A 16224-nucleotide genomic window follows, 5' to 3' on the forward strand; every position below is an offset into this window, starting at 1 on the left:
GAAATATAAAAAACAGACTGTGGTTCTGTTCAGAAGTTCATTTTACTGAAATGTTTATGAATTTTTTTCCTTTTCTTTTTTCTGTTTTTTGGTTTGTCTGTTTGCTGTTCTAAATGTTCCTCGGCGGCTAAGTAACGTTGATCTGAGGATTGACACTCTTTGTCGGCGGCAACGTTTGTCTCATCTACGCACCCGATTTTAACTGATGCACTGCCATGGCCCTGTGGTGGGATGTCCACCCTGGTCTTTATGTGATCAATAATTAAATCCGGGTTACAAAGCTGGTTAACCGGGATTTCAATGACCTCAAATCCTGCTTTTTGCAACAGTGCGATTTTCAGCAGAGTCGACCCATTCCTGGTTTTGAAATCACCACTCACGTAATGAAACTTTCCCTGAATTTCAATCACCATGTTGTGATCTGGCAGTATCAGGTCAACCGGCGGTAATGAGTTCAGGCTTTTTTCTTCTTCAATCTGCAAAGATGGAATGCATGATTTCAGCTGATCGCGAAAGTCGGATTGATGTTTTGATATGAGAGTCTGGTAATGGGGGACGACCGGGGACGTTCTCCCAAGCCAACTTGCGGCCATGGCAATGATGGTTTGTTCTTCTTCATTGTCCGGGGATGACTTTTCCAGATGAGTAAACAGGTCAACTATGTGCTTTTCAAGCACGTTATTTTTATTGGCATTGGAGACCATAGACAATCTGGCACAGCATACCATTACTCCCCAGAGAGATATCAATATCCCTTGCTGAGAGAGCTGCGGGATTTCACTGATTTTGTAGACAAGCGATTCGAACGTAGAAGTAACTACGTTCAGCTCAACGAGCTCATCCAGTTTCGCCATGGCCCACAGCAGGTTGGTGATATTCTGAGGAATAAATTGGTCTTTATGTGCGCTCACCAGGGGTAACAGCGCGGCCACGGCCTCTTTGAGTCCTGGTGTCCGCTCCAGCCCGTTGCCCACCAGTTTCGCCATGGCCCACAGCAGGTTGGCAATTGCCAGGGCTTCAATATCCATGGCTTGAGGTTTTTGGTTGCAATTGAATATTATTGCATCAAGTAACGTTGATAATAAGGCAGCTTGAGTAAGCTTAACACTCTGATCCATGGGGTTATGAGGGGTAAAAACACCCGCTGAAGTCAATGAATGAAGTGTTGCCGTCAGGCTTCGCCAATTCCAACTCCGTGTTGCGGTAAAATTTTGCAGCAAATGTATCAGCTGGCTTTGTTCAGTCCTGTTTAACGGTCTTTTGGCTGCTAACGTGTATTTTTTAATTGAACTGGCATATTGCCCGTGATTTCTCCCATCATAACGATGGCCAAAACGATACGATTTATTCACCAGATCATCCATTATTTCTGGTTTGATGAGCGCATTAAAATCCTGAGCAGGGTTTACTGAACGGCACTGCAGATGTTGAGAAGGGCATGCATCAGAAGAACGGTAGAATTCATTACGCTCCGGGTTTGTGCGGGGGGGATTATGCCACTGTCTGACTGAACAATGTCCATATCGACCACGCTTTGAAGAAACGGCATGATCATTCGGCTGATTATAATCATTATCCGATCTTGCGTATTTATCACTGATGCCAGCAGAGCCTCTGTCCATAATTATATTTCATTAATTCATGAAAATATAAGAAGCAGACTGCTGTGCAGTTCAGAAGTTCATTTTGCTTGAATGTTTATAAATTTAAGCGGTTATTGGCTTTTTTCTTCCTTTTTCTTTTTTTGGGTTTGCCTGTTTGCTTTTCTAAATGTGCTTCGGCGGTTAAGTAACGGTGATCAGAGGATTGCCACCCGGTGTTAAGTGATGCACAGCCATGATCCTGTGGCGGGATGTCCACCCTGGTCTTTATTTGATCAATACATCGTTTTATTGAACCCGGTTTCCAAAGCGTGTTCGTCGGGATTTCAAAGACCTCAAATCCTGCTTTTTGCAGCAGTGCGATTTTCAGCAGAGTCGACCCATTCCTGGTTTTGAAATCACCACTCACGTAATGAAACGGTCCCTGAACTTCAATCACAATGTTGTGGTCTGACAGTAGCAGGTCGACTGGAGGTAATGAACTCAGACTCTTTTCTTCTTCAATCTTTAATGATGGAATGCATAATTGGAGTTGATCCCGGACGACGCTTTGGGGTTTTGAAATGATTGCCTGGTAATGGGGGACGACCGGACACGCCCTGCCAAGCCAACTGGCGGCCATGGCAATGGTGCATTGATTCTCTTCATTATTCGGGGAGGTATTTTTCAGGCGAGTAAACAGGTCATCCATATGCTTTTCAAGCACGTTATTTTTAGTATGGGATTCTAGAAACAGCCTGGCACAGCACACCATGACTCCCCAGAGAGACATCCATATCTCTTGCGCAGAGAGCTGAGGGTTGCCACTGATTCGGTAGACAAAAGATTCAAAGGTAGAGCTCACCACACCCAGCTCAACGAACTCACCAAGTTTTGCCATGACCCACAGCAGGTTGGCGATACCCTGGGTATTAAATTGTTCTTTCTGTGCATTCACGTGGGCAAACATCGCGGCCAGGGCCGCTTTGAGCTCTGGTGTCTGCTCCAGCCCGTTGTCCGCCAGTTTGGTCATGGCCCACAGCAGGTTGGTGATGCCCTGGACACTAAATTGGTCTTTCTGAACGTTCACGCGGGGCAGCAGAGCGACGACCGCCTCGTTGAGCCCCGGGAGCCACTCCTGCCTGTCGTCTATCAGTTTCGCCATGGCCCATAGCAGGTTGGCGATATGCTGAGGAATAAATTGGTCTCTCTGTGCATTCACGTGGGGTAACAGCGCGGTCATGACCTCTTTGAGCTCTGGTGTCTGCTCCAGCCCGTTGTCCACCAGTTTCCCAATGGCCCACAGCAGGTTGGCGATATGCTGAGGAATAAATTGGTCTTTCTGTGCGTTCACGCAGGGCAACAGTGCGGCTACGGCCTGGTTGAGCCTTGCTGTCCACTCCAGTCCGTTGTCCACCAGTTTCGCCATGGCCCACAGCAGGTTGGCGATTTCCTGGGCATTAAACTGGTATTTCTTTACGTTCACGTGTGGCAACAGCGTGGCCACGGTCTCGTTGAGTTCCGGGGTCCGTTCCTGCCCGCTGTCTACCAGTTTCGCCATGGTCCAAAGCAGGTTGGTAATACCCTGAGGGTTAAAGTTAGCTGCCTGTGCGTTCACATGGGGTAACAGCCTGGCCACGACTTCTTTGAGCTTTGGCGTCCGCTCCAGCCCGTTGTCCACCAGTTTCGCCATGGCCCACAGCAGGTTGGCAATACCCTGTGGTGTAAAATTAGCCTTCTGTGCGTTCACGTGAGGCAACAGTCTGGCCACAGTTTTTTTAAGCTCTGGTGTCCACTCCAGCCCGTTATCCACCAGTTTCGCCAAAGCCCACAGCAGGTTGGTTATTTCCTGTGGTTTGCTGTTAGCTTTTTGTGCGACCACTTGGGGCAATAGCACGGCCAGGGCCTCTTTGAACTCTGGTGTCCGCTCCAGCCCGTTGTCCACCAGCTTCGCTATGGCCCAGAGCAGGTTGGAGATTTCCTGTGGTTTGTTAGCCTGGGCGTTCACGTGATGCAACAGCCCGGCCACGGCTTTGTTAAGTTCTGGTGTTCGCTCCAGCCCGTTGTCCACCAGTTTCGCCATGGCCCACAGCACGTTGGCGATACCCTGGGGATTGAACTGGTCCTTATGTACGTTTACCTGGGGCAATAGCGTGGCCAGGGTTTCTTTTAGCTCTGGTGTCCGCTCCTGTCCGTTGATCACCAGTTTCGCCATGGCCCACAGCAGGTTGGCGATATCCTGGGCATTAAATTGGTCATGCTGCGCGTTGACGTGGGGCAGCAGCTCGGACACGGCTTCGTTGAGCCCGGGTGTCTGCTCCTGTCCGTTGACTACGAATTTAGCCATGGCCCACAGCAGGTTAGCGATTTCCTGTGGATTAAAGCCAGCTTTTTGTACGCTCACGTGGGGCAACAACGCAACCAGAGCCTCTTTGAGCCCTGGTATCCACTCCTGCCCGTTGTCCACCAGTTTCGCCATGGCCCACAGCAGGTTAGCGATATGCTGAGGAATAAATTGGTCTTTCTGTGTTATCACGTGGGGCAACAGTGCAGCCACGGCCTCTTTGAGCCCGGGTGTCTGTTCCTGCCTGTTGTTCACCAGTTTCACCATGGCCCACAGCAGGTTAGCGATATGCTGAGGAATAAGTTGCTCTTTCTGTGTGTTCACGTGGGGCAAAAGGGCGGCCACGGCCTTTTTGAACTCTGGTGTCCGTTCCTGCCCGTTGTCCACCAGTTTTGCCATGGCCCACAGCAGGTTGACGATTCCCCGGGCATCGATATCCCAGGCTTGAGGTTTTTGGTTGCACTTGAACGCTATTGCATCAAATAGCATGGACAATAAAGCAGCTTGAGTGAGCTTGGCACGCTGATCCACGGGCTTATGAGGGGTAAAAACACCCGCTGAAGTCAATGAGTGAAATGTTGTCGTCAGGCTTCGCCAATTCCAGCTCCGTGTGACTGTGAAATTTTGCAGCAAATGCATCAGCTGGCTTTGTTCAGCTCGATTTAACGGTCTTTTAGACGTTGACGTGTATTTTTTAATGGAACTGGCATATAGACCGTGATCTCTTCCATCATAGCGATGACCGAAACGAACCGATTTACTCACCAGGCCATCCATTATTTCCTGTTTGGTGAGGGCATTAAAATCTTGAGCAGGGTTTACTGAACGGCGCTGTAGATATTGAGAAGAACATGGGGCAGAAGAATGGTAAAATGCATTACGCCCCGTGGCAGTGTGGGGGGGATTATCCCATTGTTTGACTGTGGCATGTCTATATCGTCCACGGCTTGAAGAAGCGGTCTGGTCATCCGGTTTGTTGTAATTATTGCCTGGTCTTGCGTATTTACCACTGATACCGACAGAGCTTCTGTCCATAATTATATTTCATTAATTCATGAAAATATAAAAAGTAGACTGCTGTTCTGTTCAGAAGTTCATTTTACTGAAATATCTATAAAACCAGGCCGCAGGGGATACACCTCTACTTCTGATGCCACCAATCCGTTATTTTCAAATCATTTTGGGCAACTACTTATGGCCTTTTTTTTCTCTTCCTTTTTCTTTTTTCTGGTTTGCCTGTTTGTTTTTCTAAATGCTCTTCGGCGGTTAAGTAACAGTGATCTGAGGATTGCCACCCTTTATCGGCGGTAACGTTTGCCTCATCTGCCCACCCGATTTTATGTGATACAGAGCCATGGCCCTGTGGCGGGATGTCCACCCTGGTCTTTATTCGATCAATACATCGTTTTATTGAATCCGGGCTCCAAAGCGTGTTAGTCGGGATTTCAATGACCTCAAATCCTGATTTTTGCAGCAATGCGATTTTAAGCAGAGTTGAACCATTCCTGGTATTGAAATTACCACCCACGTAATGCGATGGACCCTGAACTTCAATCACTATGTTGTGATCTGGCAGAAGCAGGTCAACTGGCGGTAATGAGTTCAGGCTCTTTTCTTCTTCGATCTGAAAAGATGGAATAGATGATTTGAGTTGATCACGGAAGTCGGCCTGGGTTTTTGAAATGTTGGTCTGGTAATGGCAAACGACCGGACAGGCTCTGCCAAGCCAACTTGCGGCCATGATCATGATGGATTGTTCCTCTTCATTATCTGGCGAGGTATTTTCCAGGCGAGTGAACAGGTTATCCATGTGCTTTTCAAACACGTTACTTTTATTGGCATTGGAGTCTAGAGCCAACCTGGCACAGCATACCATTACTCCCCAGAGAGATATCGATATCTCTTGCTGAGAAAACTGAGGGTTCTCACTGATTCGATAGACAAGCGACTCGAACGTAGAGGTAACCACGTTCAGCTCAAGGAGTTCACCCAGTTTCGCCATGGCCCACAGCAGGTGGGAGATATGCTGAGGAATAAACTGGTCTTTCCTTGCGTTCACTTGGGACAAAAGCGCGGTCATAGCCTCGTTGAGCTCTGGTGTCTGCTCCTGCCCGCTGATCACCAGTTTCGCCATGGCCCACATCTGGATGGCGATATCCTGGGCATTAAGTTGGTCATTCTGTGCCTTCAAGTGGGGCAACAGCGCGGCTACCGCCGCTTTGAGTTCTGGTATCTGCACCTGCCCGTTGTCCACCAGTTTCGCCATGGCCCACAGCAGGTTAGCGATTTCCTGAGGTTTAAAGTTAGCTTTCAGTACTTTCACGTGGGTCATCAGCGTGGCTACCGCCGCTTCGAGCCCTGGTGTCTCTTTGTCCACCAGTTTCGCCATGGCCCACAGCAGATTGGCGATACCTTGTGGTTTAAAGTTAGCTTTCTGTGCATTCACGTGGGGCAACAATGCGCCTGAGGCTTCTTTGAGCCCTGGTATCTGCTCCAGTCTGTTGTCCACTAGTTTCGCCATGGCCCACAGCAGATTGGCGATATCCTGGGCATTAAATTGGACTGCCTGTGCGTTCACGTGGAGCAACAGAGCGGCCACGGCCTCCTTGAGCCCTGGTGTCTGCTCCAGCCCGTTGTCCACCAGTTTTGCCATGGCCCACAGCAGGTTGGCAGTTTCTTTTGGCGTAAAGTCAGCTTTCTGTGCGTTCACGTGGGGCAACAGCACGGCCACAGCCTCTTTGAACCTTGGTATCTGCTCCAGCCTGTTGTCCACCAGTTTCGCCATGGCCCACAGCAGGTTGGTGATATCCCGGGCATTAAATAGGTCTTTCTGTGCGTTCACGTGGGGCAACAGCACGGCTAAGGCCTCTTTGAGCCCTGGTGTCTGTTCCAGCCCGTTGTCCACCAGTTTTGCCATGGCCCACAGCAGGTTGGCAGTTTCCTGTGGTTTAAAGTTAGCTGTCTGAGCGTTCACGAGAGGCAACAGTATGGCCACGGTCTCTGTGAGCCCCGGTGTCAGCTTCTGCCCGTTGTCCACCAGTTTTGCCATGGCCCACAGGAGGTTGGCGATTTCCTGTGGGTTAAAGTGAGCTTTCTTTGCGTTCACGTGGGGTAACAACGCGGCCACGGCCTTTCTGACAACCGATGTCTGCTCCAGCCCGTTGTCCACCAGTTTCGCTATGGCCCGCAGCAGGTTGACGATTTCCTGTGGGTTAAAGTTAGCTTTCTGAGTATTCACGATGGGCAACAACGCGGCCACGGCCTTTTTGAGTTCTGGTGTCTGCTCCTGGACGCTGTCAACCAGTTTCGCCATGGCCCACAGCAGGTTGGCGATACCCTGAGGAATAAATTTGTTTTTTTGTGCGTTCACGTGGGGCAACAGCGCGGCCACAGCCTCTTTGAGTTCTGGTGTTTGCTTTAGCTCATTGTCCACCAGTTTCGCCATGGCCCACAGCAGGTTGGCGATTTCCTGTGGATTAAAGTTAGCTTTCTGTGGGTTTACGTGGGATAAAAGTGCGGACACGGCTTCTTTAATCTCTGGTGTCCATTCCTGCCCGTTGGCCATCAGTTTCGCCATGGCCCAGAGCAAGTTGGTAATATGCTGGGCATTAAATTGGGCTTTCTGTGCGTTCACGCGGTGCAACAGCGCGGTCACGGCCTTTTTGAACTCTGGTGCCTGCTCCTGAACGTTGTCCACCAGTTTCGCTATGGCCCACAGCAGGTTGGCGGTACCCTGAGGAATAAATTGGTCTTTTTGTGCGTTCACTTGGGGCAGCAGCGCGGCCACGGCCTCTTTGAGTTCTGGTGTTTGCTCCTGACCATTGTCCACCAATTTTGCCATGGCCCACAGCAGGTTGACGATTTCCTGTGGTTTAAAGTTAGCTTTCTGTGCGTTTACATAGGACAAAAGTACGAATACGCCCTCTTTAAGCTCTGGTGTCCACTCCTGCCCGTTGGCCACCAGTTTCGCCATGGCCCACAGCAAGTTGGTAATATGCTGGGCATTAAATTGGGCTTTCTGTGCGTTCACGTGCTGCAACAGCGTGGTCACAGCCTCTTTGAGTTCTGGTGTTTGCTCCTGCCCTTTGTCCACCAGTTTTGCCATGGCCCACAGCAGGTTGGCAATATGCTGGGCATCAAATTGGGCTTTCTGTGCGTTCACGCGGTGCAACAGCGTGGTCACGGCCTCTTTGATTTCTGGTGTTTGCTCCTGCCCTTTTTCCACCAGTTTTGCCATGGCCCACAGCTGGCTAGCGATTCCCCAGGCATCAATATCCCTGGCTTGGGGTTTTTGGTTGCACTTGAATATTATCGCATCAAGTAGTGTTGACAATAAGGCAGCCTGAGTAAGCTTAACACGCCCATCCATGGGTTTATGAGGGGTAAAAACACCCGCTGAAGTCAATGAATGAAGTGTGGTTGTCAGGCTTCGCCAGTTCCAACGTCGTGTTATGGTAAAATTTTGCAGCAAACCTATCAGCTGGCTTTGTTCAGCTCGATTTAACTGTCTTTTAGCAGTTGATGTGTATTTTTTAATTGAATTGGCATACAGGCCGTGATATCTCCCATCATAGCGATGACCGAAATGATCCGATTTGTTCACCAGATCATCCATTATTTCTGGTTTGATGAGCGCATTAAAATCTTGAGCAGGGTTTACTGAACGGCGCTGTAGATGTTGAGAAGGGCATGCGTCAGAAGAACAGTAAAATTTATTACGCCCCGGGTTAGTGCTAGGGGGGTTACCCCACTGTCTGACTGTACAATGTCCATATCGACCACACTTTGAAGAGACGGCATGGTCATTCGGCTGGTTATAATCTTTATTCGATCTTGCGTATTGACCACTGATACCGGCAGAGCTTCTGTTCATAATTATATTTCATTAATTCATGAAAATATAAAAAGCAGACTGCTGTGCAGTTCAGAAGTTCATTTTGCTGAATCATTTATATAAGCAGTGCCGTATTTCTCATCTGCCGATCCGCTTTTAAGTGATACAGAGCCATGCCCCTTTGGCGGGATGTCTACCCGGGTCTTTATTTGATCAATACATAGTTTCATTGAATCCTGGCTCCTGAGCAGGTTAACCGGGATTTCAATGACCTCAAATCCTGATTTTTGCAGCAGTGCGATTTTCAGCAGAGTTGAACCATTCCTGGTTTTGAAATCACCACCCACGTAATGAGACGGTCCCTGAACTTCAATCACCATGTTGTGATCTGGCAGTAGCAGGTCAACCGGAGGTAATGAGTTCAGGCTCTTTTCTTCTTCAATCTTCAAAGATGGAATGCGTGATTGGAGTTGATCGCGGAAGTCGGCTTGAGGTTTTGAAATAGTTGTCCGGTAATGGGGGACGACCGGACACGCTCTCCCAAGCCAACTTGCGGCCATGGTCATGGCCATGATGGATTGATCCTCTTCATTATCTGGGGATGTATTTTCCAGGCGAGTAAACAGGTCATCCAGGTGCTTTTCAAGCCAGTTATTGTTATTGGCATTGGAGTTTAGAGACAATCTGGCACAGCAAACCATTACTCCCCAGAGAGACATCAATATGTCTTGCTGGCAGAGCTGAGGGTTTTTACTGATTCGGTAGACAAGCGATTCGAACATAGAGGTAACCACGTTCAGCTCAACGAGCTCACCCAGTTTCGCCGTGGCCAACAGCAGATTGGCGATTTCCTGTGGTTTAAAGTTAGCTTTCTGTGCGTTCACGTGGGGCAACAGAGCGGCCACGGCCTCGTTGAGCTCTGATGTCCACTCCCCGTTGTCCGCCAGTTTCGCCATGGCCCACAGAAGGTTGGTGATTTCCTTTGGTTTAAAGTTAGCTTTCTGTGCGTTCACGTGGGGCAACAGCGCGACTACGGCCACGTTGAACTCTGGTGTTTGCTCCTGCCCGTTGTCCACCAGTTTCGCCATGGCCCACATCAGGTTGGCAATATGCTGAGGAATAAATTGGTCTTTTTGTGCTTTCACCTGGGGCAGCAGCGCGGCCACGGCCTCGTTGAGCCTCGGTGTTCGCTCCTGCCCGTTGTCCACCAGTTTCGCCATGGCCCACAGCAGGTTGGCGTTTTGCTGAGGAATAAATTGGTCTTTCTGTCCTTTCACGTGTGGCAACAGCGCGCCCACAGCCTCTCTGAACTCTGGTGTCCGCTCCTGCCCGTTGTCCACCAGTTTCGCCATGGCCCACAGCAGGTTGGCGATATGCTGAGGAATAAATTGGTCTTTCTGTGCGTTCACGTTGGGCAACAGCGCGGCCAAGGCCTCTTTGAACTCTGGTGTCTGCAACAGCCCGTTGTCCACCAGTTTCGCCATGGCCCACAGCAGGTTGGCGATTTCCTGTGGTTTAAAGTTCGCTATTTGTGCATTTACGTTGGATAACAGCGCGACCACAGTTTCTTTAAGCTCTGCTGCCCACTCTCCGTTGTGCACGAGTTTCGCCATGGCCCACAGCAGGTTGGCGATACCTTGTGATTTAAAGTTAGCTTTCTGTGCGTTCACGAGGGGCAACAGCGCGGCCACGGCCCCGTTGAGCCCAGGTGTCAGCTCCTGCCCGTTGTCCACCAGTTTCGCCATGGCCCACAGCAGGTTGGTGATTTCTTGTGGTTTAAAGTTAGCTTTCACTGCGTTCACGTGAGGCAACAGCGCGACCACGGTCTTTTTTAACTCTGGTGTCAGCTGCTGCCCGTTCTCCACCAGTTTTGCCATTGCCCACAGCAGGTTGGCGATATGCTGAGTATTAAATTGGTCTTTCTGTGCGTTCACGTGGGGCAACAGCGCGGCCACGGTCTCGTTGAATTCTGGTGTCCGCCTCAGCCCGTTGTCCACCAGTTTCGCCATGGCCCACAGCAGGTTGGCGATTCCCCGGGCATTAATGTCCCTGGCTTGAGGTTTTTGGTTGCACTTGAATATTATTGCATCAAGTAGCGTTGACAATAAGGCAGCTTGAGTAAGCTTGACATGCTCATCCATGGGTTTATGAGGGGTAAAAACACCTGCAGAAGTCAATGAATGAAGTGTTGTCGTCAGGCTTCGCCAGTCCCAACCCCGTGTTATGGTAAAATTTTGCAGCAGACCTGTCAGCTGGCTTTGTTCAGTTCGATTTAACGGTCTTTTAGCAGCTGATGTGTATTGTTTAATTGAATTGGCATACAGGGCGTGATTTCTCCCATCATAGCGATGACCGAATCGTTTCGATTTACTCACCAGATCATCCATTACTTCCTGTTTGATGAGCGCATTAAAATCTTGGGCAGGGTTTACTGAACGGCGCTGTAGATGTTGAGAAGGGCATGCGTCAGAAGAACGGTAAAATTTATTACGTCCCGGGTTAGTGCGTGGGGTATCATCCCACTGCCTGACCTTGGCATGTCTATATCGTCCACGCCTCGAAGAAGCAGCACGGCCACCCGGTCGGTTATAATCATTATCTGATCTTGCGTATTGACCACTGATACCAGCAGAGTTTCTGTCCATAATTATATTTCATTAATTCATGAGAATATAAGTAGACTGCTGTTCTGTTCAGAAGTTCATTTTGGTGAAATGCTTATAAATTTAAGCGGTTGGGGAAACCCATTTACTCCTGATGCCACCAATCCGCTATGTTCAATCAGGGGCGAGACAATCGGTTACAACCATTGATCAATCTGCCCACGGATCACTTGCGGGTAAGGTCGAAAAGCTGAAAGCCCTCCCCGGAATATGAACACAGTTCTTGAGTCATGGTGAAAGGGAAGAGGTTATTGGCTTTTTTTTCCTCTTCCTTTTTCTTTTTTTGGGTTTGCCTGTTTGCTTTTCTGAATGCTCTTCGGCGGTTAAGTAACAGTGATGTGAGGATTGCCCTCCTTTATCGGCGGTGACGTATGCCACATCTGCCCATCCGATTTTATGTGATACAGAGCCATGGCCCTGAGGCTGGATATCGACCCTGGTCTTTATTTGATCAATACATCGTTTTATTGAATCCGGGTTCAAAAAGGTGTTAGTCGGGATTTCAATGACCTCAAATCCTGCTTTTTGCAGCAGTGCGATTTTCAGCAGAGTCGAACCATTCCTGGTGTTGAAATCACCACTCACGTAATGAGACGGTCCCTGAATTTCAATCACCATGTTGTGGTCTGGCAATAGCAGGTCAACCGGAGGTAATGAGTTCAGACTCTTTTCTTCTTCAATCTTCAAAGATGGAAGGCATGACTGGAGTTGATCGCGGAAGTCGGTTTGAGGTTTTGAAATGCTTGTCTGGTAATGGGGGATGACCGGACACGTTCTCCCAAGCCAACTTGCGGACATGGAAATGATGCGTTGATCCTCTTCATTATCCGGGGATGTATTTTCCAGGCGAGTAAACAGGTCATCCATGTGTTTTTCAAGCACGTTATTTTTATTGGCATTAGAGTCTAGAGACAACCTGGCACAGCATACCATGACTCCCCAGAGAGACATCAATATCGCTTGCTGAGAGAGCTGAGGTTTTTCACTGATTCGGTAGACAAGAGATTCGAACGTGGATTTAACCACGTTCAGCTCTACAAGCTCACCCAGTTTCGCCATGGCCCACAGCAGGTTGGCGATATGCTGAGGAATAAATTGGTCTTTCTGTGCGTTCACGTGAGATAACAGCGCGGCTACAGCCTCTTTGAGACCTGGTGTCTGCTTCTGCCCGTTGTTCAACAGTTTCGCCATGGCCCACACCAGGTTCGCGATTTCCTGTGGTTTAAAGTGAGCTTTCCGTGCGTTCACGAGGGGCAACAGCGCGGCCACGGCCTCTTTGAGCAGCGGTGTCAGCTCCTGCCCGTTGTCCACCAGTTTCGCCATGGCCCAAAGCATGTTGGCGATCCCTTGAGCATTAAATTGGTTTTTCTGAATGTTCACGAGGGGCAACAGAGCAGCCACGGTCTCTTTGAGCCTTGGTGTCTGCTCTTGCCCGTTATCCACCAGTTTCGCAATGGCCCACAGCAGGTTGGCGATTTCCTGTGGTTTAAAGTTCGCTATTTGTGTGTTCACGTGGGGCAACAGCGCGGCCATGGCCTCTTTGAACTCTGGGGTCCGCTCCTGCCCGTTGTCCACCAGTTTCGCCATGGCCCACAGCAGGTTGGCGATATCCTGGGCATTACATTGGTTTTTCTGTGCCTTCACGTGAGGCAACAGCGCAGTCACGGCCTCATTGAACTCTGGTGTCTGCTCCTGCCCGTTGTCCACCAGTTTTGCCATGGCCCACAGCAGGTTGGCGATTTCCTGTGGTTTAAAGTGAGCTTTCTGTATGTTTACGTGAGGCAACAGCGCGGCCACGGCCTCTTTGAGTTCTGGTGTCCGTTCCTGCCCGTTGTCTACCAGTTTCGCCATGGCCCACAGCAGGTTGGCGATTTCCTGTGGTTTAAAGTGAGCTTTTTGTGCGTTCACGTGGGACAACAACGCGGCTACGGCCTCTTTGAGCCCTGGTGTCCGCTCCTGTCCGCTGTCCACCTGTTTCACTATGGCCCACAGCAGGTTGGCGATTTCCTGTGGTTTAAAGTGAGCTGTCTGTGCGTTCACGTGGGGCAACAGTGCGGCCACGGCCTCTCTAAGCTGTGGTGTCCACTCCTGCCCGTTACCCACCAGTTTCGCCATGACCCACAGCAGGTTGGCGACACCCTGGGCATCAATATCCCTGGCTTGTTGTTTTTGGTTGCACTTGAATATTATTGCATCAAGTAGCGTTGACAATAAGGCAGCTTGAGTACGCTTAACACGCTCATCCATGGGTTTATGAGGGGTAAAAACACCTGCTGAAGTCAATGAATGAAGTGTTGTCGTCAGGCTTCGCCAATTCCAGCTCCGTGTTGCGGTAAAATTTTGCAGCAAACGTATCAGCTGGCTTTGTTCAGCTCGATTTAACGGTCTTTTAGCAGCTGATGTATATTTTTTAATTGAATTGGCATACCAGCCGTGATTTCTCCCATCATAGCGATGACCAAAACGATCCGATTTACTCACCAGATCATCCATTATTTCCTGTTTGATGAGCGCATTAAAATCTTGAGCAGGGTTTACTGAACGGCGCTGTAGATGTTGAGAAGAGCATGCGTCAGGAGAACGGTAAAATGCATTGCGCCCCGGGTTAGTGCGTGGGGTATCATCCAACTGCCTGACCGTGGCATGTTGGTATCGTCCACGCCTCGAAGAAGCAGCACGGCCACCCGGTCGGTTATGATTATTATCTGATCTTGCGTATTGACCACTGATACCGGCAGAGCTTCTGTCCATAATTATATTTCATTAATTCATGAAAATATAAAAAGCAGACTGCTGTGCGGTTCAGAAGTTCATTTTGCTGAAATGTTTATATAAGCAGTGCCGTATTTCTCATCTGCCGACCTACTTTTAAGTGATACAGAGCCATGACCCTGTGGCTGGATGTTTATCCTGGTCTTTATTTGATCAATACATAGTCTCATTGAGTCCTGGCTCCTGAGCTGCTTAACCGGGATTTCAATGACCTCAAATCCTGCTTTTTGCAGCAGTGCGATTTTCAGCAGAGTCGAACCATTCCTGGTGTTGAAATCGCCACTCACGTAATGAGACGGTCCCTGAATTTCAATCACCATGTTGTGGTCTGGCAATAGCAGGTCAACCGGAGGTAATGAGTTCAGACTCTTTTCTTCTTCAATATTCAAAGATGGAAGGCATGACTGGAGTTGATCGCGGAAGTCGGTTTGAGTTTTTGAAATGTTTGTCTGGTAATGGGGGATGACCGGACACGTTCTCCCAAGCCAAATTGCGGACGTGGAAATGATGCGTTGATCCTCTTCATTATCCGGGGATGTATTTTCCAGGCGAGTAAACAGGTCATCCATGTGTTTTTCAAGCACGTTATTTTTATTGGCATTAGAGTCTAGAGCCAACCTGGCACAGCATACCATGACTCCCCAGAGAGACATCAATATCGCTTGCTGAGAGAGCTGAGGTTTTTCACTGATTCGGTAGACAAGAGATTCGAACGTGGATTTAACCACGTTCAGCTCTACAAGCTCACCCAGTTTCGCCATGGCCCACAGTAGGTTGGCGATTTCCTGTGATTTAAAGTTAGCTTTCTGTGCGTTCACGAGGGGCAATAGCGCGGCCACGGCCTCTTTGAGCTCTGGTGTCCGCTCCTGACCGTTGTCCATCAGTTTTACCATGGCCCACAGCAGGTTGGCGATATGCTGAGGAATAAATTGGTCTTTCTGTGCGTTCACGTGAGACAACAGCGCGGCCATAGCCTCTTTGAGACCTGGTGTCTGCTCCTGCCCGTTGTCCACGAGTTTCGCCATGGCCCACAGCAGGTTGGTGATTTCTTGTGGGTTAAAGTTAGCTTTCGCTGTGTTGACGAGTGGCAACAGCGCGGCCACAGTCTCTTTGAGCAGTGGTGTCAGCTCCTGCCCGTTGTCCACAAGTTTCGCCATGGCCCACAGCAGGTTGGCGATTTCCTGTGGTTTAAAGTTAGCTTTCTGTGCGTTCACGCAGGTTAGCAGGGCGGTCACGGCCTCTTTGAACCTTGGTGTCTGCTTTTGCCCTTTGTCCGCCAGTTTCGCCATAGCCCACAGCAGGTTGGCGATATGTTGAGGAATAAATAGTTCTTTCAGTGCTTTCACGTGGGGCAACAGCGCGGCCAAGGCTTCGTTGAGCCCTGGTGTCCGCTTCAGCCCGTTGTCCACCAGTTTCGCCATGGCCCACAGCATGTTGGCGATTCCCTGGGCCTTAAATTGGTTTTTCTGTATGTTCACGCGGGGCAACAGCACGGCCACGGCCTCTTTGAGCCTTGGTGTCTGCTCTTGCCCGTTATCCACCAGTTTGGCCATGGCCCACAGCAGGTTGGCGATATGCTGAGGAATAAACTGGTCTTTTTGTGCGTTCACATGGGGCAACAGCGAGGCCACGGCCTCTTTGAGCTCTGGTGTTCGCTCCTGCCCTTCGTTCGTCAGTTTCGCCATGGCCCACAGCAGGTTGGCGATATCCTGGGCATTAAATTGATCTTTCTGTGCATTCACGTGGGGCAACAGCGCGGCTTCGGCCTCTTTGAGCTTTGTTGTCTGCTCCTGCCCGTTGTCAACCAGTTTCGCCATGGCCCATAGCAGGTTGGTGATTTCCTGTGGTTTAAAGTTAGCTTTCTGTGTGTTCACGTGGAGCAACAGCGCGGCTATGGCCTCTTTGAACTCTGGTGTCCGCTCCTGCCCGTTGTCCACCAGTTTCGCCATGGCCCACAGCAGGTTGGCGATAGCCTGAGGAATAAATTGGTCTTTCTGTGCGTTCACATGGGGCAACAGCACGGCCACGGCC

At 49.7% G+C, this 16224-nt stretch carries 6 protein-coding genes; all 6 read right to left on the bottom strand.

Annotated features, from left to right (window positions below):
* Positions 1 to 29: 29 nt before the first annotated feature.
* On the bottom strand, positions 30 to 1622 hold the full coding sequence (locus tag J7438_RS18605; protein ID WP_209277737.1) for an RAP domain-containing protein: 1593 nt from the start codon (positions 1620 to 1622) through the stop codon (positions 30 to 32).
* A gap of 76 nt (positions 1623 to 1698) precedes the next feature.
* Complete coding sequence (locus J7438_RS18610; protein WP_209277738.1) at positions 1699 to 4959, bottom strand: DUF1601 domain-containing protein; 3261 nt, start codon at positions 4957 to 4959, stop codon at positions 1699 to 1701.
* A gap of 157 nt (positions 4960 to 5116) precedes the next feature.
* On the bottom strand, positions 5117 to 8797 hold the full coding sequence (locus tag J7438_RS18615; RefSeq protein WP_209277739.1) for an RAP domain-containing protein: 3681 nt from the start codon (positions 8795 to 8797) through the stop codon (positions 5117 to 5119).
* 59 nt (positions 8798 to 8856) lie between these two features.
* The gene (locus tag J7438_RS18620) at positions 8857 to 11403 is read right to left on the bottom strand and encodes a DUF1601 domain-containing protein (protein WP_209277740.1); all 2547 of its coding nucleotides are present in this window, start codon (positions 11401 to 11403) and stop codon (positions 8857 to 8859) included.
* Positions 11404 to 11649: 246 nt separating this feature from the next.
* Positions 11650 to 14172 carry an RAP domain-containing protein gene (locus J7438_RS18625; RefSeq protein WP_209277741.1) on the bottom strand — a complete coding sequence of 841 codons (2523 nt, stop codon included), beginning with the start codon at positions 14170 to 14172 and terminating at the stop codon, positions 11650 to 11652.
* Positions 14173 to 14231: 59 nt separating this feature from the next.
* The coding region (locus J7438_RS18630; protein WP_209277742.1) for an RAP domain-containing protein at positions 14232 to 16224 on the bottom strand (1993 nt) is incomplete at its 5' end.

It is taken from the genome of Thalassotalea sp. G20_0 (genome assembly GCF_017744175.1).
Classification (GTDB): domain Bacteria; phylum Pseudomonadota; class Gammaproteobacteria; order Pseudomonadales; family Endozoicomonadaceae; genus Endozoicomonas.